The sequence below is a fragment of the Pseudomonas sp. PDM19 genome (assembly GCF_014852215.1).
GTDB lineage: Bacteria > Pseudomonadota > Gammaproteobacteria > Pseudomonadales > Pseudomonadaceae > Pseudomonas.
In genome coordinates this window covers 598,677-619,691 of the sequence record NZ_JACVBG010000004.1, presented here as the reverse complement: position 1 = coordinate 619,691, position 21,015 = coordinate 598,677, and the positions used below count along the sequence as shown (strand labels likewise).

The 21,015-nt window shown below is 66.4% G+C and carries 19 protein-coding genes; all 19 read left to right on the top strand.

Going from position 1 to position 21,015, the window contains the following annotated elements; translation table 11 throughout:
• Positions 1–55: 55 nt before the first annotated feature.
• The 19 genes from IB273_RS25035 (at position 56) to ureC (ending at position 20,988) form a co-directional block, all read left to right on the top strand.
• Positions 56–1,666, top strand: coding sequence for a DUF3426 domain-containing protein (locus tag IB273_RS25035; protein ID WP_192225267.1), 1,611 nt, complete (start codon positions 56–58; stop codon positions 1,664–1,666).
• A 221-nt stretch (positions 1,667–1,887) separates the two neighbouring features.
• Positions 1,888–2,895 carry a tRNA dihydrouridine synthase DusB gene (gene dusB, locus IB273_RS25030; RefSeq protein WP_081515606.1) on the top strand — a complete coding sequence of 336 codons (1,008 nt, stop codon included), beginning with the start codon at positions 1,888–1,890 and terminating at the stop codon, positions 2,893–2,895.
• Positions 2,892–3,212, top strand: coding sequence for a DNA-binding transcriptional regulator Fis (fis, locus tag IB273_RS25025; RefSeq protein ID WP_024766365.1), 321 nt, complete (start codon positions 2,892–2,894; stop codon positions 3,210–3,212). Before dusB ends, fis begins: the two co-directional genes overlap by 4 nt.
• 87 nt (positions 3,213–3,299) lie before the next feature.
• Positions 3,300–4,907 carry a bifunctional phosphoribosylaminoimidazolecarboxamide formyltransferase/IMP cyclohydrolase gene (gene purH / locus IB273_RS25020; RefSeq protein ID WP_192225266.1) on the top strand — a complete coding sequence of 536 codons (1,608 nt, stop codon included), beginning with the start codon at positions 3,300–3,302 and terminating at the stop codon, positions 4,905–4,907.
• A gap of 218 nt (positions 4,908–5,125) precedes the next feature.
• Positions 5,126–6,415 carry a phosphoribosylamine--glycine ligase gene (gene purD, locus IB273_RS25015; protein WP_081515604.1) on the top strand — a complete coding sequence of 430 codons (1,290 nt, stop codon included), beginning with the start codon at positions 5,126–5,128 and terminating at the stop codon, positions 6,413–6,415.
• 125 nt (positions 6,416–6,540) lie between these two features.
• Positions 6,541–9,348: a hybrid sensor histidine kinase/response regulator gene (locus IB273_RS25010; protein WP_192225265.1), complete on the top strand. Its 2,808-nt coding sequence runs from the start codon at positions 6,541–6,543 to the stop codon at positions 9,346–9,348.
• A gap of 6 nt (positions 9,349–9,354) precedes the next feature.
• Entirely contained in the window at positions 9,355–9,699 is a 345-nt protein-coding gene (locus IB273_RS25005; RefSeq protein ID WP_192225264.1) for a hypothetical protein, read from the top strand.
• Between the two features lie 101 nt (positions 9,700–9,800).
• Positions 9,801–10,394, top strand: a complete 594-nt coding sequence (locus IB273_RS25000) for a MarC family protein (protein ID WP_081515602.1) — start codon at positions 9,801–9,803, stop codon at positions 10,392–10,394.
• 236 nt (positions 10,395–10,630) lie between these two features.
• Positions 10,631–11,899: an urea ABC transporter substrate-binding protein gene (urtA, locus tag IB273_RS24995; protein WP_192225263.1), complete on the top strand. Its 1,269-nt coding sequence runs from the start codon at positions 10,631–10,633 to the stop codon at positions 11,897–11,899.
• A 197-nt stretch (positions 11,900–12,096) separates the two neighbouring features.
• Complete coding sequence (urtB, locus tag IB273_RS24990) at positions 12,097–13,683, top strand: urea ABC transporter permease subunit UrtB (protein ID WP_192225262.1); 1,587 nt, start codon at positions 12,097–12,099, stop codon at positions 13,681–13,683.
• Positions 13,680–14,759: an urea ABC transporter permease subunit UrtC gene (gene urtC, locus IB273_RS24985; RefSeq protein ID WP_151188459.1), complete on the top strand. Its 1,080-nt coding sequence runs from the start codon at positions 13,680–13,682 to the stop codon at positions 14,757–14,759. Before urtB ends, urtC begins: the two co-directional genes overlap by 4 nt.
• Positions 14,756–15,610 (top strand): urea ABC transporter ATP-binding protein UrtD, encoded by an 855-nt coding sequence (urtD, locus tag IB273_RS24980; protein WP_151188460.1) that lies wholly within the window; start codon positions 14,756–14,758, stop codon positions 15,608–15,610. Before urtC ends, urtD begins: the two co-directional genes overlap by 4 nt.
• A 162-nt stretch (positions 15,611–15,772) precedes the next feature.
• The gene (urtE, locus tag IB273_RS24975) at positions 15,773–16,471 is read left to right on the top strand and encodes an urea ABC transporter ATP-binding subunit UrtE (RefSeq protein ID WP_081515597.1); all 699 of its coding nucleotides are present in this window, start codon (positions 15,773–15,775) and stop codon (positions 16,469–16,471) included.
• A gap of 77 nt (positions 16,472–16,548) precedes the next feature.
• Complete coding sequence (locus IB273_RS24970; protein ID WP_081515596.1) at positions 16,549–17,001, top strand: GNAT family N-acetyltransferase; 453 nt, start codon at positions 16,549–16,551, stop codon at positions 16,999–17,001.
• A gap of 234 nt (positions 17,002–17,235) precedes the next feature.
• Positions 17,236–18,069: an urease accessory protein UreD gene (locus IB273_RS24965; RefSeq protein WP_192225261.1), complete on the top strand. Its 834-nt coding sequence runs from the start codon at positions 17,236–17,238 to the stop codon at positions 18,067–18,069.
• A gap of 1 nt (position 18,070) precedes the next feature.
• Positions 18,071–18,373 (top strand): urease subunit gamma, encoded by a 303-nt coding sequence (locus IB273_RS24960; RefSeq protein ID WP_017518207.1) that lies wholly within the window; start codon positions 18,071–18,073, stop codon positions 18,371–18,373.
• 73 nt (positions 18,374–18,446) lie between these two features.
• Positions 18,447–18,953 carry a GNAT family N-acetyltransferase gene (locus tag IB273_RS24955; RefSeq protein WP_151188462.1) on the top strand — a complete coding sequence of 169 codons (507 nt, stop codon included), beginning with the start codon at positions 18,447–18,449 and terminating at the stop codon, positions 18,951–18,953.
• Positions 18,950–19,255 (top strand): urease subunit beta, encoded by a 306-nt coding sequence (locus IB273_RS24950; protein WP_081515593.1) that lies wholly within the window; start codon positions 18,950–18,952, stop codon positions 19,253–19,255. The genes IB273_RS24955 and IB273_RS24950 overlap by 4 nt, the downstream gene beginning before the upstream one ends.
• A gap of 32 nt (positions 19,256–19,287) precedes the next feature.
• A complete protein-coding gene (gene ureC, locus IB273_RS24945; protein WP_192225260.1) occupies positions 19,288–20,988 on the top strand; it encodes an urease subunit alpha in 1,701 nt (566 codons plus the stop codon).
• Positions 20,989–21,015 lie beyond the last annotated feature (27 nt).

Sequence of the window (21,015 nt, the reverse complement as noted above, 5' to 3'; positions counted from 1 at the left end):
CGCCGTACGGGGCTTGAGTTAGACTAACCGCCAGATTTTTCCGCCGGACCGCCGCATGAGCGAAAGCTTCATCACACAGTGCCCCCATTGCCAGACCCGTTTCCGCGTCAACTCGGCGCAACTGGGCGCGGCCAGCGGTGCTGTGCGCTGCGGAACCTGCCTGAAGGTCTTCAGTGCGCCGCAGAACATGGTCGGCGAGCCGACCCAGATTCCGGCGCCGGCTGTCACGACGATACCGCCCGCTGCAGCCCCGAAACCTGCCCCGGCAGCGGAGCCGGTCGCGCCGCCTGCGCCATCGAAAGCCCCGGAGCCGATCGCAGCCGCGCCCGTTCCCGCGCCGGCCTTCAACACCTTCACTCCCGAAAAGCCCGCCGCACCGAGCGCTCCTGGCACCGCCACCCTCGGCTGGCCGCTGGCACCCCACGCCGCGCGGCACTCCAGCGATGTGGCGGAAAAGCCCGCCGTCGCCGAGCAGAAGGTAGAAGCAAAACCGGCACCGGTTACCGAACCTGCCTCGGCCGTCGCCGCGACCACGGTGATCGCCCCGGCAGCGACCGTAACCAGCGAGCCACCCAAGCCTGCTCCTGCACCGGCCGCCGGAAAAAAAGACGAGACGCTGTGGATCCACGACGATCTCGATCTGGATAGCCTCAACCTCGACGAGGAACTGGCCAAGCTCGACGAGTTCGAGCTGTCCCAGGAATTCCTCAGCATCGACCGTGCGCCGCGCCCCAGCGAAGCCCTGCAGACTCGCCAGGAAGAGAAGCGCGACCCGCACGACGAGCGCTGGGCCGAAGCCCTGATCGAAGAGGAACAGAACGGCGCAAGTCGCACTTCCCGTCAGGAGCCCAGCTTCGGCCGGCTGCCCATCGAAGAACCGGAGGAGCCGCCCGCCAGCGCGCGTCTGGTGGCCGACAAGGAATCCGAGCCGGAGGAGCCCGAGGAAGAGCCGGAGCACGAACCGCGCATCGACCCGCCCCCCCTTCGCGTCGAGAGCGACGACGAGAAACTTCCAGCCTTCAGCGCCCGCCGTGATGACGATGAGCCTGACGATGAAGACGAGGAGCCGCCGCTGGCCGACCAGCGCGGCGACCATCGGCGCGCCGATCCGGGCCTTGGCAATGATGGCCTGAACGACCTCAGCGACGAACCCCTGCAGCTCGACTGGCAGAAGCCGAAGAGCCGCTGGGGCCGCCGACTGTTCTGGCTGCTGCTGGTATTGCTGGCCCTGGCCGGTCTCGCCGGCCAGTACATCGCCTATCACTTCGACGAACTGGCCCGCCAGGACCAGTACCGCCCCTGGTTCGCCCAGGCCTGCCCGGAACTGGGTTGCACACTGCCCTCCAAGGTCGACGTGGAGCAGATCCGCAGCAGCAACCTGGTGGTGCGCAGCCACCCGGACTTCAGCGGTGCGCTGGTAGTGGATGCGATCATCTACAACCGCGCCAACTTCTCCCAGCCCTTCCCGCTGCTGGAGATGCGCTTCGCCGACCTGAACGGCCAGCTGATCGCCAGCCGCCGCTTCAAGCCCAGCGAGTACCTCTCGGGCGAGCTGGCCGGGCAGAGCGAGATGCCGCCGCAGACGCCGATCCACATCTCCCTGGACATCCTCGATCCGGGTCCCAAAGCGGTGAACTACAGCCTGAGCTTCCACTCGCCGGAATGACCCGGCGAGTAGCTCAAAGCGCCTGAGAGCGCCAGTTCCGCTCGTCTTCCAACCTGGGGTACTAAGCCCGGGATTGTTCAGAATTTATCCAAAATCGCCTTTATCCGGTCATCGAGAGCGGGTATCATGCCCTCCCTTTTTTGCTAGCACCGGTGGCAGGCCCCGAAAGCACCCGCGAGTCTCGTAACGCGCGGCGGCTCGGTGTTCCCGCCCCATTGACCATGGAAAACCAGTCGGTGGTACGCATCGGCTCCTACACACTGCCCAACAGACTGATCCTGGCCCCGATGGCCGGCGTCACCGATCGTCCGTTCCGCCAGCTTTGTCGCCGCCTCGGCGCCGGCATGGTGGTATCGGAGATGGTCACCAGCGACGTCCGCCTGTGGAACAGCCGCAAGTCGCGCCTGCGCCTGCAGCACGACCACGAGGATCAACCGCGTTCGGTGCAGATCGCCGGCGGCGACCCGCAGATGCTCGCGGAAGCCGCACGGTGCAACGTGGAGCTCGGTGCCCAGATCATCGACATCAACATGGGCTGTCCGGCGAAGAAGGTTTGCAACAAGGCCGCGGGTTCCGCGCTGATGAAGGATGAACGGCTGGTGGCCGACATCCTCGAGGCGGTGGTCGCGGCGGTAGAGGTTCCCGTCACCCTGAAGATTCGCACCGGTTGGGACCGGTCGAACAAGAACGGTGTGACGGTGGCGCGGATCGCCGAGCAGTCGGGCATCCAGGCGCTGGCGGTACACGGCAGGACCCGTGCCGACCTCTACACCGGCGAAGCGGAGTACGAAACCATCGCGGCGATCAAGCAGGCGGTTTCGATTCCGGTCTTTGCCAATGGTGATATCGATTCACCGCGCAAGGCACGGCAGGTGTTCGAGCAGACGGGCGTGGATGCCCTGCTGATCGGCCGCGCCGCCCAGGGCAATCCCTGGATCTTCCGCGAGATCGATCATTACCTGAGCACCGGCGAGCTGTTGCCGGCGCCGAGTCTGCACGAGGTACAGAGCATCCTGCTCGAGCACCTCGCTGCATTGCATGCGTTTTATGGGGAGGAAATGGGTGTGCGAATTGCCCGCAAGCATGTGGGCTGGTACCTCGCAACCCTACCGGGAGCGGCGGAGTTCCGTTCCCAGTTCAATCGTTTGCAGGACACGGATGCACAGAGCGCCAGCGTCAGGCAGTTCTTCGCCGAGCGCCACAATAACGGAGAAGGGGTGGCCGCATGACAACGATGACCGAGACATTAGTGAGTGGAATGACACCCGTGAGCGACAACGCCAACCTTAAACAGCACCTGACCACTCCGACGCAGGAGGGCCAGACCCTCCGCGACAGCGTGGAAAAGGCACTGCACAACTATTTCGCCCATCTCGAAGGGCAGCCGGTCACGGACGTATACAACATGGTGCTTTGCGAAGTCGAAGCGCCGCTGCTGGAAACCGTCATGAACCACGTGAAGGGTAACCAGACCAAAGCCTCCGAACTGCTGGGGCTGAACCGCGGGACCCTGCGCAAGAAACTCAAGCAGTACGATCTTCTCTGACAGGTGGCAGGCGCGGGCCCGCGACCTCGAGGTCAGCCGGGCCCGCGCCTGACACGCGAAAAGCCCGAAGCCTTTGTGGAAGCCGTTATGACCGACCAAACCACCCGCCTGCCCGTCCGCCGTGCGCTGATCAGCGTTTCCGACAAGACCGGCGTCGTCGATTTCGCCCGTGAGCTGGCAGCCCTTGGCGTGGAGATCCTTTCCACCGGCGGCACCTACAAGCTGCTCAAGGACAACGCCATCGCCGCCGTGGAAGTGGCCGACTACACCGGCTTCCCGGAAATGATGGACGGCCGCGTGAAGACCCTGCACCCGAAGATCCACGGTGGCATCCTCGGACGTCGTGACCTCGACGGCGCAGTGATGGAAGAGCACGGCATCAAGCCGATCGACCTGGTGGCGGTCAACCTGTACCCGTTCGAAGCGACCGTGGCCAAGGCCGACTGCGACCTGCCGACCGCCATCGAGAACATCGACATCGGCGGCCCGACCATGGTCCGCAGCGCGGCGAAGAACCACAAGGACGTTGCCATCGTGGTCAACACCGGTGACTACGCCAGCATCGTCGGCGCCCTGAAGGCCGGTGGCCTGACCTACGCCCAGCGCTTCGACCTGGCCCTGAAGGCCTTCGAGCACACTTCGGCCTACGACGGCATGATCGCCAACTACCTGGGCACCATCGACCAGGCGCGCGACACCCTGTCCACCGAAGACCGCGGCGCCTTCCCGCGCACCTTCAACAGCCAGTTCATCAAGGCGCAGGAAATGCGCTACGGCGAGAACCCGCACCAGAGCGCGGCCTTCTACGTCGAGGCGAAGAAGGGCGAAGCCAGCGTCTCCACCGCCATCCAGCTGCAGGGCAAGGAACTGTCGTTCAACAACGTGGCCGACACCGACGCCGCGCTGGAGTGCGTGAAGAGCTTCGTCAAGCCGGCCTGCGTCATCGTCAAGCACGCCAACCCGTGCGGCGTGGCCGTGGTTCCGGAAAATGAAGGCGGCATCCGCAAGGCCTACGACCTGGCCTACGCCACCGATACCGAGTCGGCCTTCGGCGGCATCATCGCCTTCAACCGCGAGCTGGACGGCGAGACCGCCCAGGCCATCGTCGAGCGCCAGTTCGTCGAAGTCATCATCGCCCCGAAAATCTCCGAAGCTGCCCGTGCCGTGGTCGCTGCCAAGGCCAACGTGCGCCTGCTGGAGTGCGGCGAGTGGCCGGCCGAGCGTACGCCGGGCTGGGACTTCAAGCGCGTCAACGGCGGCCTGCTGGTGCAGAGCCGCGACATCGGCATGATCACCGCCGATGACCTGAAGATCGTCACCCAGCGCGCCCCCAGCGAGCAGGAAATCCACGACCTGATCTTCGCCTGGAAAGTCGCCAAGTTCGTGAAGTCCAACGCCATCGTCTACGCCAAGGCGCGCCAGACCGTCGGCGTCGGCGCCGGCCAGATGAGCCGCGTGAACTCCGCCCGCATCGCCGCCATCAAGGCCGAGCATGCCGGCCTGGAAGTGAAGGGGGCGGTCATGGCTTCCGACGCCTTCTTCCCGTTCCGCGACGGCATCGACAACGCTGCCAAGGCCGGTATCACCGCGGTGATCCAGCCGGGTGGTTCGATGCGCGACAACGAGGTGATCGCCGCCGCTGACGAAGCCGGCATTGCAATGGTCTTCACCGGCATGCGCCACTTTAGGCATTAACCGGGACGGCCGCACTGTAGCGGCCGTCTGCTGCGTTGCGGACGACTTCGCCAATGCTCATTGCCAATAGGCAACTCCGCTTGTCGAAGCCGTCCGCGCCTTGCATCCAGCCACTCCATTGCGCCCTCGCACAGGCTGGAAAAAAGCTCTCGTAGGTTGGGTGGAGCGAAGCGATACCCAACAATCCGGCAAAGCCGGAACTGTTCAGGAGAACTCCAATGAACGTACTCATCATCGGCAGCGGCGGTCGCGAGCACGCGCTGGCCTGGAAGGTCGCGCAGGATTCGCGCGTGCAGAAGGTCTTCGTCGCGCCGGGCAACGCCGGCACCGCCACCGAAGCCAAGTGCGAGAACGTCGCCATCGACGTGCTGGCCCTGGAAGAACTGGCCGATTTCGCAGCGAAGAACGTGCAGCTGACCATCGTCGGCCCCGAGGCGCCGCTGGTCAAAGGCGTGGTGGACCTGTTCCGCTCGCGCGGCCTGGACATCTTCGGCCCCACCGCCGGCGCTGCCCAGCTGGAAGGTTCCAAGGCCTTCACCAAGGACTTCCTCGCACGCCACCAGATCCCCACCGCCGACTACCAGAACTTCACCGAAGTCGAGCCGGCGCTGGCCTATCTGAAAGAGAAAGGCGCGCCCATCGTGATCAAGGCCGACGGCCTGGCCGCGGGCAAGGGCGTGATCGTCGCCATGACCCTGGCCGAAGCCGAGGAAGCCGTGCGCGACATGCTCGCCGGCAACGCCTTCGGTGACGCCGGATCGCGCGTGGTGATCGAAGAGTTCCTCGACGGCGAGGAAGCCAGCTTCATCGTCATGGTCGACGGCCAGAACGTGCTGCCCATGGCCACCAGCCAGGACCACAAGCGCGTCGGCGACGGCGACACCGGCCCGAACACCGGCGGCATGGGCGCCTACTCCCCCGCCCCGGTGGTAACTGCCGACGTGCACCAGCGCGTGATGGACGAAGTGATCTACCCGACCGTGCGCGGCATGGCCGAGGAAGGCAACGTCTACACCGGCTTCCTCTACGCCGGCCTGATGATCGACAAGAGCGGCAAGCCCAAGGTCATCGAGTTCAACTGCCGCTTCGGCGATCCGGAAACCCAGCCGATCATGGTCCGCCTGGAATCGTCCCTGGTCCTGCTGGTCGAGGCCGCCCTGGCCAAAGCGCTGGACAAGGTCGAAGCCACCTGGGACCCGCGTCCCACCGTAGGCGTGGTGATCGCCGCCGGCGGCTACCCGGGCGACTACGCCAAGGGTGACGCTATCTTCGGCCTGGACGATGCCGCCCAGCTCGACGGCAAGGTCTTCCACGCCGGCACCGCGCTCAAGGACGGCCAGATCGTCACCGCCGGCGGCCGCGTACTGTGCGCCACTGCCATCGGCCCGACCGTCTCCTCGGCCCAGGAACAGGCTTACCGTCTGGCCGAGAAGGTCCGCTGGAACGGCAGCTTCTACCGCAAGGACATCGGTTATCGCGCCATCGCCCGCGAGCGCGGCGAGGGCTGATCCGACGGGTGGAGGCGTCCCCCGTCGGACGCCTCCTCCACACCGGTCCCGGCGTGCACGGGTGGATTACGGCCTTCAGCACACTTGGCTATAATCCGCCCACTCACTACCGAAGGGACTTCGCCGTGCGTCGGCTCTGGACTGCCACAGGACTCCTCGTCAGCTTGCTGCTGGCCGCTCTGGTCTGTCTTCCGACCTATGCGGCAAGCCAGGAACCCGGCTGGTCCCAGCTCCACGACAGTGACGCCCGCCTGCAGCTGCAGGACGTGATCTCCCCGCGCTACCGCACCCTCTTCAGCCCCCTCGACATCAGCGACCTGCACGCCCCCGCCGGCCCCGGCGCGACCTGGCTGCACTTCCGCCTGCCCGCCAACGACGAGCCCCAGCAGCTGCGCCTGTTCGCGCCTAGCCTGGACAGCTTCGAGATGTTCATCCTCGACGGGCAGAAAGTCCTCGAACAGAAGAGCGCCGGCAACCTCTCCCCGGTGCAGCGCCCCCTGCTCAACAGTGATCTGGTGATCCCCCTGCGCACGGCCGCCGAGCCGCTGGATCTCTACCTGCGCCTCGCCTCGACTCTGCCGCTGCGCCCGAACATCAGCATCGAGGCCGCCGGCCAGCCGAGCAACGACCAGCGCCCGCTGCACTTCGGCGTGCTGATCGGCTGCCTGGCCATGCTGCTGCTCTACAACCTCGTGCGCTTCGCCTACACCCGCGTCGCCAGCGGCCTGTGGCTGGCCGGCGTGCATGCGAGCCTGCTGCTGGCCTGCCTCAACCTGTTCGGCCTGCTCAGCCCCTGGTACGGCAACAGCCAGTCGCTGCAGCCGATGATTGCGCTGGGCTGCCTGGTGGTGACGCTGATCTGCGGTCTTGGCTATACCGCCAGCTTCTTCCGTGACCTCACCCCGCGCCTGCCGCTCAAGCGCCTGCTGCTGGGTGGCACCGCCGGGTTGGTGGTGCTGTGCGTGGCGCTCAACCTGGTACTCGACCTGTCCATCAGCAGCCTGGTCTACGGGCTGATCACCCTGGTAACCCTGAGCATTCTCGGCGTGGCGGTCTACTACTGGATTCACGCTTACCGCCCGGCGCGCCTGTTCGCCATCGGCATGGGCCTCTTCGTGGTGGTCTGGTGCCTGAGCCTGCCGTCGCTGCTGGGCTACGTGGCGACCCGGGCGGAATGGCTCGGCAGCGGCCTGCTCGGCCTCTCGGCAGTGGTCGGCTTCCTGCTCAGCCTGGCGCTCGCCGAGCGCCAGCGGAAAATCCAGAACGACCAGTTCGCCGCCAGCCGCCAGCGCGCCGCCAACGTCGCCGAGCTGAAGGCCAAGGGCGACTTCCTGGCCAAGATCAGCCACGAGATCCGCACCCCCATGAACGGCGTGCTGGGCATGACCGAGCTGCTGCTCGGCACCCCGCTCTCGGCCAAGCAGCGCGACTATGTGCAGACCATCCACAGCGCGGGCAACGAGCTGCTCTCGCTGATCAACGAGATTCTCGACATCTCCAAGCTGGAGTCCGGGCAGATCGAGCTGGACGAGGTGCAGTTCGACCTCGGCGCGCTGATCGAGGACTGTCTGGCGATCTTCCGTGCCAAGGCCGAGCAGCAGAAGGTCGAGCTGATCAGCTTCACCCAGCCGCAGGTGCCGCGCATCGTCAGTGGCGACCCGACGCGCCTGCGCCAGGCCGTGTTGAGCCTGCTGGACAACGCCTTCAAGCAGACCGACGAGGGCGAGATTCTCCTCGTCGTCGCCCTCGACGGCCCGCCCGAGCGTCCGCGCCTGCGCATCGCCGTGCAGGACAGCGGCCGCCCGCTGGACAGCGCCGACCGCCAGGCCCTGCTTACCGCCGAACTGCACAGCCGCGACTTCCTCTCCGCCACCCGCATCAGCAGCCGCCTCGGCCTGATCATTGCGCGCCAGCTGATCCGCCTGATGTCGGGGGAGTTTGGAATAGAGAGCGGCATCGAGAGTGGCCACAGCGCCGATGGCGCAGGCAACCTGCTGTGGCTCAGCCTGCCGCTGGACCCGCAGCAGATCGACCAGGCCGGCGCCGACCTCGACAGCCCGCTGCAGGGCGCGCGCCTGCTGGTGGTGGACGACAACCAGACCTGCCGCAAGGTGGTGGTGCAGCAATGCAGCGCCTGGGGCATGAACGTCAGTGCGGTGTCTTCGGGCAAGGAAGCGCTGGCCCAGCTGCGCACCAAGGCGCACCTGCGCGAATACTTCGACGTGGTCCTGCTGGACCAGGACATGCCCGGCATGACCGGCATGCAGCTGGCGACCAAGATCCAGGAAGACCCGAACCTCAACCACGACATCCTGCTGATCATGCTCACCGGCATCAGCAACGCGCCGAGCAAGATCATCGCGCGCAACGCCGGGATCAAGCGCATCCTCGCCAAGCCGGTGGCCGGCTACACGCTCAAGGCGACCCTCGCCGAGGAACTCTCCCGCCGTGGCCCGAGCGGCGTGAGCAACTACCTTTCGCCAGCCAGCGAGCCGGCTTTAAACGTGCCGCCCAGCGACTTCCGCATCCTCGTCGCCGAGGACAACAACATCTCCACCAAGGTCATCCGCGGCATGCTGAGCAAGCTCAACCTGCAGCCCGATACCGCCAGCAACGGCGAGGAAGCCCTCGCCGCGATGAAGTCCACCCAGTACGACCTGGTGCTGATGGACTGCGAAATGCCGGTGCTCGACGGCTTCTCCGCCACCGAGCGCCTGCGCGCCTGGGAGGCCAGCGAACACCGCCCGCACACCCCGGTGGTGGCGCTCACCGCGCACATCCTCAGCGAACACAAGGAACGCGCGCGACTGGTCGGCATGGACGGCCACATGGCCAAGCCGGTGGAGTTGTCGCAACTGCGCGAACTGGTGGCCTACTGGGTCGGCGAACGCGAGCGCCGCCTGCGCCAGCAGAGCGACGCGCTGCCTTCCTGATTCCTGATGAGCGATCCGGACGGCACCAACTCCATGGGCGAAAAGCAACACGCCGAGTACATCGACGACGTCATGATCGACTTCAGTCAGAGCAGCTACTGGCGAATAAAACTGTTCCGGGCGCAGTACGGCGAGCAATTCCTCATCAGCAACGAATCCGCAGAAACGCTACCTGAGCCTCTTCGGGAAGCCTTTCGTAAACACAATCTGCGGTACTACGTATCCAAAGTGGCAGACTGCCCTGACACGTTTCTTGAAGGGTCCGTCATATTCAAGTTCGAAGCATCGGAGCATCCGGCCCTGGTCCGCTACTCCGGCAACTTCCAGACTCGCTCCGATATCCTGCACTGACGCAAACCCGTTCTGGCATTTGCCCCGCCGCAATGCCACCCGCCGCCCCAGCCGCTATGCTTTGCCCTGCCGCGCCCTCTCAATCCGGACGAGTCGTTCCCATGCAAGTGATGTTCAGCGTGTACCTGAAGATGCTGGTGCTCTATAGCCCCTTCTTCGTCCTGTCCTGTTTCATCAGCCTCAATCGCGGCTTCGCCCCGCGCGACCGCAAGCGCATGGCCTGGCGCGTGGCCCTGGCGGCGCTGATCGCCAGCGTGCTGCTGTACCTGTTCGGGCGCTACATCTTCACCCTGTTCGGCATCACCGCCGACGCCTTCCGCATCGGCGCGGGCAGCGTGCTGTTCATCTCTGCGCTGGGCATGGCCCAGGGGCGCTCGGCGGTGCAGGCGGACAACGTGCAGCAGGACGTCACCATCGTCCCGCTGACCATCCCCATCACCGTCGGCCCCGGCACCATCGGTGCGCTGCTGGTGATGGGTGTGAACCAGGACTGGGAGCACAAGCTTTCGGCCCTGGCGGCAATCTTCCTCGCCTGCCTGACCGTCGGCGTCACGCTCTACCTCTCGGACAAGATCGAGAAGGTCCTCGGCGAACAGGGCCTGATGATCGTCAGTCGCCTGATGGGGCTGTTCGTCTGCGCCCTTGCCGCGCAGATCATCATGACCGGCGTGCGCGGCTACTTCCTCCCGCAATGACGCGCTCCTTTGGGGAGCGCCGCGCACCAAAGGGCGTTCGGCGCACCAAAGCTGCGCACTGAAAAACCTCACCATTACGACAGAAAATCGCGTGCAGCCCATCTGCGCCAAGGCTTTTGCCTGTTTGGCACGGATGCTGCGATGGCAGCTTCGATCCCGCGCGGGATCGCCCCATTTCCGGGGAAGCTGCCGCACCGGCAACTCCCCGCCCCTGGATAGCCAAGGAGGCTGCCGCGATGAAACGTCGTCCGCTGTTGAAAAGTACGCTAGCCATGAGCGCCCTGCTGCTCACCGGTCTGTTCCCGTTCAGCTCCCAGGCCGCCGAGACCATCAAGGTCGGCATCCTGCACTCGCTGTCCGGCACCATGGCGATCTCCGAGACCTCGCTCAAGGACATGGCGCTGATGACCATCGACGAGATCAACGCCAAGGGCGGGGTGAACGGCAAGAAGCTCGAAGCGGTGGTGGTCGACCCGGCCTCGAACTGGCCGCTGTTCGCCGAGAAGGCGCGCCAGCTGCTGACCCAGGACAAGGTCGCGGTAGTCTTCGGCTGCTGGACCAGCGTGTCGCGCAAATCCGTGCTGCCGGTGTTCGAGGAGCTCAACGGCCTGCTGTTCTACCCGGTGCAGTACGAGGGTGAGGAAATGTCGCCCAACGTCTTCTACACCGGTGCTGCGCCGAACCAGCAGGCCATCCCGGCGGTGGAATACCTGATGAGCGAGGACGGCGGCGGTGCCAAGCGCTTCTTCCTGCTGGGCACCGACTACGTCTACCCGCGCACCACCAACAAGATCCTGCGCGCCTTCCTGCACAGCAAGGGCGTGGCCGACAAGGACATCCAGGAGGTCTACACGCCGTTCGGCCACAGCGACTATCAAACCATCGTCGCCGACATCAAGAAGTTCTCCGCCGGCGGCAAGACCGCGGTGATCTCCACCGTCAACGGCGACTCCAACGTGCCGTTCTACAAGGAGCTGGCCAACCAGGGCCTGGAAGCCACCGAAGTGCCGGTGGTGGCCTTCTCCGTGGGTGAGGAGGAACTGCGCGGCATCGATACCAAGCCGCTGGTGGGCAACCTTGCCGCGTGGAACTACTTCGAATCGGTGAAGAATCCGGAGAACAGCAAGTTCGTCGCTGACTGGAAGGCCTACGCCAAGGCCAAGAACCTGCCCAACTACAGCACTGCGGTGACCAACGACCCGATGGAGGCCACCTACGTCGGCATCCACATGTGGGCGCAGGCCGCGCAGAAAGCCGGCAGCACCGATGTCGACAAGGTCCGCGAGGCCATGGGCGGGCAGACCTTCAAGGCACCGTCGGGCTTCACCCTGACCATGGACAAGACCAACCACCACCTGCACAAGCCGGTGATGATCGGCGAGATCGAGGACAACGGTCAGTTCAACGTGGTCTGGAAGACTCCCGAGCCGATCCGCGCCCAGCCGTGGAGCCCGTTCATTCCGGGCAACGACAAGAAGCCGGATTACGCGGTGCGCAGTAACTGAGTACCCGTCTGTAAAGCCCCTCTCCCCAGCCCTGGCTACGCGCCCCGCTCCGAAGGGAGAGGGAGCCGTTCGGCGCGTAGCCGATGGCACGGCGCAATCGACCACTCCCGAGGTCGGCTGAACGTCCCCTCTCCCTTCAGGGAGAGGGACAGGGAGAGGGCAAACCGCCCCACACGGCTGCCCAGGGAACTCCGAAGATGCCCACTGCCTTGCTCCACCTGCTCCGCCTCTGCGCCATGACGCTAGTCGCGCTGCTGCCGCAGCTCGCCTTCGCCGGCCCCGCGCAGGACTTCGCCAGCGCCGACAACGACGCCCGCGCCAGACTGCTCGAACAATGGGCCGCCGCGCCTGATGCCGATCGCCTGCCGTTGCTGGAAGCTATCCAGTCCGGCCGTCTCGCCGTCGATGCGCAGGGCCGTGCCTTCCTCCTCGGTGACGCAGGGCAATACCAGCCCGCGGATGGCGGCGCCGCGCCGGTCGGCGAGCCCGACAAGCTGCGCCTGAACAACCGCCTGCGCGGCCTGGTGAACACCGCCATGGCCAGCCACCAGCTGGTCGCCGACAGCGTCGAAGTGCGTCTTGAAGCCGCCCGCCAGCTGCAGAAGAGCGCCCGCCCGGCGCAACGCACGCTGCTCGAATATCGCCTCAACGAAGAATCCGACGACGGCGTAAAAGCCGCCCTGCAACTGGCCCTGGCCAACCTGCAGCTGGCCGACCCGGCTCCGGCGGTGCGCCTCTCCGCCGTGCGCCTGCTGGGCGAGTCCGGCGACCCGCAGGCACGCACTCGCCTGGAGAATCTGCTCGATCCCGCCGTCGAACCCGACGATTCGGTACGCACCGCCGCCGCCACCAGCCTCGGCCAGGTCAAGCGCCGGCTGCTGATGGGCGACCTGCTCGGCCAGGCCTTCAGCGGCCTGTCGCTGGGCTCGATCCTGCTGCTCGCCGCCCTCGGCCTGGCGATCACCTACGGCCTGCTCGGGGTGATCAACATGGCCCACGGCGAGATGCTGATGCTCGGCGCCTACTCCACCTATGTGGTGCAACTGCTCTGCCAGCGCTACGCGCCCGGCCTGCTGGAGCTGTACCCGCTGCTCGCCCTGCCGGTGGCCTTCCTGGTCACCGCGTGCATCGGCATGGCGCTGGAGCGCACGGTGATCCGCCATCTCTATGGGCGCCCGCTGGAAACCCTGCTCGCCACCTGGGGCATCAGCCTGGTGCTGATCCAATTGGTGCGCGTGCTGTTCGGCGCGCAGAACGTCGAGGTGGCCAACCCGGCGTGGCTGTCCGGCGGCATCCAGGTGCTGCCCAACCTCGTGCTGCCGTGGAACCGTATCGTCATCATCGGCTTCGCACTGTTCGTGCTGGCACTCACCTGGCTGCTGCTCAACCGTACACGGCTGGGCCTGAACGTCCGCGCCGTCACCCAGAACCGCAACATGGCCGCCTGCTGCGGCGTGCCCACCGGCCGCGTGGACATGCTCGCCTTCGGCCTCGGCTCGGGCATCGCCGGCCTCGGTGGCGTGGCGCTGTCGCAGGTTGGCAACGTCGGCCCGGACCTGGGCCAGAGCTACATCATCGACTCCTTCCTGGTGGTGGTGCTCGGCGGTGTCGGCCAGCTCGCCGGCAGCGTGTTCGCCGCCTTCGGCCTGGGCGTGGCGAACAAGATCCTCGAACCGCAGATCGGCGCGGTGCTGGGCAAGATCCTGATCCTCGCGCTGATCATCCTGTTCATCCAGAAACGTCCGCAGGGGCTCTTCGCTCTGAAAGGGAGGGTCATCGATTGAACCAGCCACTTACCGTGACGGCCGCGCAGAAGGCCGGCCCGAAACTCACCGCCGGGCTCGTCGGCGCCGCCCTCGTCGTGCTGCTGATCCTGCCGCTGCTGCACCTGCTGCCGGAGAACCACGCGCTGCACCTCTCCGCCTACGGGCTGACGCTCACCGGCAAGATCCTCTGCTACGCCATAGTCGCGCTGGCCCTGGACCTGGTCTGGGGCTACGCCGGCCTGCTGTCGCTGGGCCACGGGCTGTTCTTCGCCCTCGGCGGCTACGCCATGGGCATGTATCTGATGCGCGAGGCTGCCGGCGACCAGTTGCCGGCGTTCATGACCTTCCTCTCCTGGACGGAGCTGCCCTGGTACTGGGCCGGCACCCAGCATTTCCTCTGGGCACTGTGCCTGGTGGTGCTGGCGCCCGGCCTGCTGGCGCTGGTATTCGGCTTCTTCGCCTTCCGCTCGCGGATCAAGGGCGTGTACTTCTCGATCATGACCCAGGCGCTGACCTTCGCCGGCATGCTGCTGTTCTTCCGCAACGAGACGGGCTTCGGCGGCAACAACGGCTTCACCAACTTCCGCAGCATCCTCGGCTTTCCGATCACCGCGCCGGGCACCCGCGCGGCGCTGTTCATCGCCATCGTCCTGCTGCTGGCGGCGAGCCTGGCCATCGGCTTCGCCCTGGCGCGCAGCAAGTTCGGCCGGGTGCTCACCGCCCTGCGCGACGCCGAGAACCGCCTGATGTTCTGCGGCTATGACCCGCGCGGCTACAAGCTCTTCGTCTGGACCCTGAGCGCCGTGCTCTGCGGTCTCGCCGGCGCGTTGTTCGTGCCGCTGGTGGGCATCATCAATCCCAGCGAAATGTCGCCGACCAACTCCATCGAGGCCGCCGTCTGGGTCGCCCTCGGCGGGCGCGGCACGCTGATCGGCCCGCTGCTCGGCGCAGGCGTGGTGAACGGCGCGAAGAGCTGGTTCACGGTGGCCTTCCCCGAGTACTGGCTGTTCTTCCTCGGCGCGCTGTTCATCATCGTCACCCTGTACCTGCCGCGCGGCATCCTCGGCCTGATCAAGCGGGAGAAAGAGCAATGAGAGCAGTCCCCCACCTGATGCTGGAACCGGCCTACGATCCCAACCGCGACCCGGGCGCCAGCCGCGATGCCATCGGCATCGGCTCGAGCGCCAGCGGCCAGCTGGACGTGCGCCACGGCACCATCCTCACCCTGGAAGACATCAACGTCAGCTTCGACGGCTTCCGCGCCCTGCGCGACCTCACGCTGTACATCGGCGTCGGCGAGCTGCGCTGCATCATCGGCCCCAACGGCGCGGGCAAGACCACGCTGATGGACGTCATCACCGGCAAGACCCGTCCGGACAACGGCAAGGCCTACTTCGGCGAAACCCTCGACCTCACCCGCATGAGCGAGGTGGAGATCGCCCAGGCCGGCATCGGTCGCAAGTTCCAGAAGCCCACGGTGTTCGAGGCGCTCTCGGTGTTCGAGAACCTGGAGCTCGCGCAGAAGACCGACAAGTCGGTGTGGGCCAGCCTGCGGGCGAAGCTCTCCGGCGAGCAGAAGGACCGCATCGAGCAAGTGCTCACCACCATCCGCCTGCGCGAGTCGCGTAACCGCCCCGCCGGGCTGCTCTCCCACGGGCAGAAGCAGTTCCTGGAGATCGGCATGCTGCTGGTGCAGGAGCCGCAACTGCTGTTGCTGGACGAGCCGGTGGCAGGCATGACCGACGCCGAGACCGAGTTCACCGCTGAGCTGTTCAAGTCCCTCGCCGGCCAGCACTCGCTGATGGTGGTGGAGCACGACATGGGCTTCGTCGGCAGCATCGCCGACCACGTCAGCGTGCTGCACCAGGGGCACGTGCTGGCCGAGGGTTCGCTGGAGGAAGTGCAGGCGAACGAGCAGGTCATAGAGGTCTATCTCGGCCGCTGACGTTCACTCCACAGCATGGGTATCGCTGCGCTCCACCCATCCTACGCACGCATTTCGCCGGGAGGCACGGCGTAGGTTGGCGTGGAGCGAAGCGATACCCAACAGCGCTCGAGGCACGGCAGCCGTAAAGGCATATCAAGACTCTCCACAGGGGCAACTCCCATGCTGCAAGTCGACAAACTGCACCAGTACTACGGCGGCAGCCACATCCTGCGTGGCCTGTCGTTCGACGCGAAGATCGGCGAGGTCACCTGCCTGCTCGGGCGCAACGGCGTGGGCAAGACCACCCTGCTGCGCTGCCTGATGGGCCTGGTGCCGGCCAAGGACGGCAAGGTCAGCTGGGAGGGCAAGCCGATCACCGGTTTCAAGCCGCACCAGCGCGTGCATGCCGGTATCGCCTACGTGCCACAGGGGCGGGAAATCTTTCCGCGCCTGACGGTGGAGGAAAACCTGCTGATGGGCCTGTCGCGCTTCAGCGCCGGCGAAGCCAAGGCCGTGCCGGCGTTCATCTACGAGTTGTTCCCGGTGCTGCGGGAGATGAAGCAGCGTCGCGGCGGCGATCTTTCCGGCGGCCAGCAGCAACAGCTCGCCATCGGCCGCGCGCTGGCCAGCCGGCCGCGCCTGCTGATCCTCGACGAGCCCACCGAAGGCATCCAGCCCTCGGTGATCAAGGAGATCGGCGCGGTGATCCGCAAGCTCGCCGAACGGGGCGACATGGCCATCCTGCTGGTGGAGCAGTTCTACGATTTCGCCGCCGAACTGGCCGACCAGTACCTGGTGATGTCCCGTGGCGAGATCGTCCAGCAGGGCCGTGGCGCAGACATGGAAAGCGACGGCGTGCGCGGGTTGGTGACCATCTGAGACGACCTGTCACTGGCGGATGACGGCGGCGGGTGGCAAGCTGCCAGGCCCCGTATTCGTTTTTCCTGGAGCCTGCCATGCCGATCACCCTGCGCCCCGCCGTCAACGACGACGCCGGATTCGCCGCGGTCTGCGTGGCGGCGGCCTACGCCCAGTGGATTCCCAAGCTGGGTCGCAAGCCTGGGCCGATGCTCGACGACTACCACGCGGTGATCGCCGAGGACCGCGTGCTGATCGCCGAACAGGACGGCGCACCGGTCGGCCTGCTGGTGATGCGCGAGACCGACGAGGGCTTCCTGCTCGATAACATCGCCGTGCTGCCCGAGTGCGCTGGCCAAGGTGTCGGCCGCGTGCTGCTGGTGCATGCCGAAGAGGCCGCCGTGCAATTGGGCTACCAGTCGCTGTACCTCTACACCAACGAGCGCATGGTGGAGAACATCGAGCTGTACGCGAAGAACGGCTACCAGGAATACGCGCGCCGGCTGGAGAACGGCTTCCGCCGCGTGTACATGCGCAAGCAGCTGGGCTGAGCGATTCCACGGCCTGGCGGTCCTACAGGAAAACTCCGCACCAATGCGGTGCGCCGAACCCCTCAATGCACCGCAACCGCGCCCATATCTGACCGATCGGACAATCGTCTCGACCTTCGTCGAACCCGCGCCGACGCTGTCTTGTCGCACGTCTGAAGAGCACCACGCACTATCCTGGCGCATCCCGGCACGCTGATTGCTCTGTCCTGAGCATCCCTGGTTTCGCAGCTGCCCATGAACGCACCGGCCACCCTCTTCCACCCCGCCTGGCACGCCGAGCTGGAGCTGGCCTATGCCCGCGTCGGCGACAGCACGCGGCCGATCACCCGGCGTCACCTCGGGCCGTTACGGGTGCAGAAGCACCTGTACGCGGAAGGGCCGCAGGTCTGCCAGCACATCGTCGTGCACCCGCCCGGCGGCATCGCCGGCGGCGATACGCTGAACCTCGATATCCACGCCGGCCAGGACAGCTGGGCGCAGCTCACCAGTCCCGGCGCGGCCAAGTGGTACCGCGCCGGCTGCCCGGCGAAGCAGCAGCTGAACGTGCGCGTCGACCCCGGCGCCACGCTGGAATGGCTGCCGCAGGAAACCATCGTCTACTCCGGCGCGCAGGCCGAGCTGACGACGCGTATCGACCTCGAAGCGGATGCCCGGCTGTTCTACTGGGACGTCGTCGCCCTCGGCCGCCCGGCCAGCGGCGAGCGCTTCGAAGATGGCCACTTCGCCGCCGCCCTGGACATCCGCCGCGACGGCCAGCGCCTGTGGCACGAACGCCAGCGCGTGACCGGCAACGACCGCCTGCTCGACTCGCCCATCGGCCTGGCCGGCCACCCGGTGATGGCCACGCTGATCGCCAGCGGGCAGATCGACGCGGCGCTGATCGGAGCCTGTCGCGCCATCCCCTGCCAAGGGCGCGGCAACCTCACCCAACTGCCCGGCCTGGTGGTCGCCCGCTGCCTCGCCCACGAGGCGCTGCACGCCCGCGCCTGGCTCATCGAACTCTGGCGCCGGCTGCGGCCGGCGCTGATCGGCCGCGAGGCCGTTCCTCCCCGAATCTGGAGCACCTGACATGGACCTGACCCCCCGCGAGAAGGACAAGCTGCTGATCTTCACCGCCGGCCTGGTCGCCGAGCGCCGCCTCGCCCGTGGTGTAAAACTCAACTACCCGGAGGCCGTGGCGCTGATCTCCGCCGCGCTGCTCGAAGGCGCGCGGGATGGCCAGACGGTCGCCGACCTGATGCACTACGGCACCACGCTGCTGAGCCGTGAACAGGTGATGGAAGGCGTACCGGAAATGATCCCGGAGATCCAGGTGGAAGCCACCTTCCCGGACGGCACCAAGCTGGTCACCGTGCACCAGCCCATCGCCTGATCGCACAGCGGTGCAAAGACAATGGCAAATGAAGCGTACCGATTCATTTGCCCGACGAACCTGAGGAACCAACATGCTCATCCGCGACGCCAGCCAAGCCGACCTCGGCAGTCTGCGCGACATCTACAACGACGCCGTGCTCAACACCACCGCCATCTGGAACGAGGTCGCCATCGACCTGGAGAACCGCCGCGCCTGGCTGGAAGTGCGCGCGCAGCAAGGCTTCCCGGTACTGGTTGCCGAAGACGGCGGCGAAGTGGTGGGCTACGCCAGCTACGGCCCGTGGCGCGCCTTCGACGGCTTCCGCGAGACGGTCGAACACTCGGTCTACGTGCGTGCCGACCAGCGCGGCAAGGGCCTCGGCCCGCTGCTGATGCAGGCGCTGATCGAGCGCGCCCGCGCCCAGGGCCTGCACGTGATGGTCGCGGCCATCGAGAGCGGCAACATCGCGTCGATCCGTCTGCACGAACGCCTGGGCTTCATCACCAGCGGGCAGATGCCGCAGGTGGGACAGAAGTTCGGCCGCTGGCTGGACCTGACCTTCATGCAACTGATCCTCGACCCACGGAGCTCCCCATGATCCCTGGCGAATACGACATCCAGCCCGGCGAGATCGAACTCAACGCCGGCCGCCGCACCCACGCCCTGACGGTGGCCAACAGCGGCGACCGGCCGATCCAGGTCGGCTCGCACTACCACTTCTTCGAAACCAACGACGCACTGCTGTTCGACCGTGACGCGGCGCGCGGCATGCGCCTGAATATTCCCGCCGGAACGGCCGTGCGCTTCGAGCCGGGGCAGAGCCGCGAAGTGGAGCTGGTCGAACTGGCCGGCGAGCGCAAGGTTTATGGATTTGCGGGACGGGTGATGGGCAGCCTCTGAGCGCCCGCAGGACAACAGCCAAGGAGCGCTGGATGAAGATCAGCAGACAAGCCTACGCCGACATGTTCGGCCCCACTGTCGGCGACCGCGTGCGCCTGGCCGATACCGGTCTGTGGATCGAGGTGGAGCAGGACTTCACTGTCTACGGCGAGGAAGTGAAGTTCGGCGGCGGCAAGGTCATTCGCGACGGCATGGGCCAGAGCCAGCTGTGCGCCGCGCAGGTCGTCGACACGGTGATCACCAACGCGCTGATCCTCGACCACTGGGGCATCGTCAAGGCCGACGTAGGCCTCAAGCACGGGCGCATCGCCGCCATCGGCAAGGCCGGCAACCCGGACATCCAGCCCGGCGTGACCATCGCCCTGGGCGCCAGCACCGAAGTGATCGCCGGCGAAGGCATGATCCTCACCGCCGGCGGCATCGACACGCACATCCACTTCATCTGCCCGCAGCAGATCGAAGAGGCGCTGATGAGCGGAGTCACCACCATGATCGGTGGCGGCACCGGCCCGGCCACCGGCACCAACGCCACTACCTGCACCTCCGGCCCGTGGCACATGGCGCGCATGCTCCAGGCCGCGGACGCCTTCCCGATGAACATCGGCTTTACCGGCAAGGGCAACGCCAGCCTGCCGCTGCCGCTGGAGGAACAGGTACGCGCCGGCGCCATCGGCCTGAAGCTGCACGAGGACTGGGGCACCACCCCGGCGGCCATCGACAACTGCCTGACCGTGGCCGATCGCCTCGACGTGCAGGTGGCGATCCATACCGACACCCTCAACGAATCCGGCTTCGTCGAAACCACCCTCGCCGCGTTCAAGGGCCGCACCATCCACACCTACCACACCGAGGGCGCCGGTGGCGGCCACGCGCCGGACATCATCAAGGCCTGCGGCTTCGCCAACGTGCTGCCCAGTTCGACCAACCCGACCCGGCCCTTCACCCGCAACACCATCGACGAACACCTGGACATGCTCATGGTCTGCCATCACCTGGACCCGAGCATCGCCGAGGACGTGGCCTTCGCCGAATCGCGCATCCGCCGCGAGACCATCGCCGCCGAGGACATCCTCCACGACCTCGGCGCCTTCAGCATGATCAGCTCCGACAGCCAGGCCATGGGCCGCGTCGGCGAAGTGATCACGCGCACCTGGCAGACCGCCGACAAGATGAAAAAGCAGCGCGGCGCACTGGACGGCGACGGCGCGCGCAACGACAACTTCCGCGCCAAGCGCTACATCGCCAAGTACACCATCAACCCGGCGATCACCCACGGCGTCGCCCATGAAGTGGGCAGCATCGAAGTGGGCAAGCTGGCCGACCTGGTGCTCTGGCGCCCGGCCTTCTTCGGCGTGAAGCCGAGCCTGATTCTCAAGGGCGGCGCCATTGCCGCGAGCCTGATGGGCGACGCCAACGCGTCGATTCCGACGCCGCAGCCGGTGCACTACCGGCCCATGTTCGCCAGCTTCGGCGGCAGCCGCCACGCCACCTGTCTGACCTTCCTCAGCCAGGCCGCGTTCGACCTCGGCGTGCACCACGAACTGGGCCTGCGCAAGGCCATCGGCGTGGTGAAGGGCTGCCGCAGCGTGCAGAAGACCGACCTGATCCACAACGCCTACCTGCCGCACATCGAGGTCGATGCGCAGAACTACCAGGTACGCGCGGACGGCCAGTTGCTGTGGTGCGAACCGGCGGAGGTGCTACCGATGGCGCAGCGGTACTTCCTCTTCTGAAGAGCGCCCCCCGTGAGACGCGACACA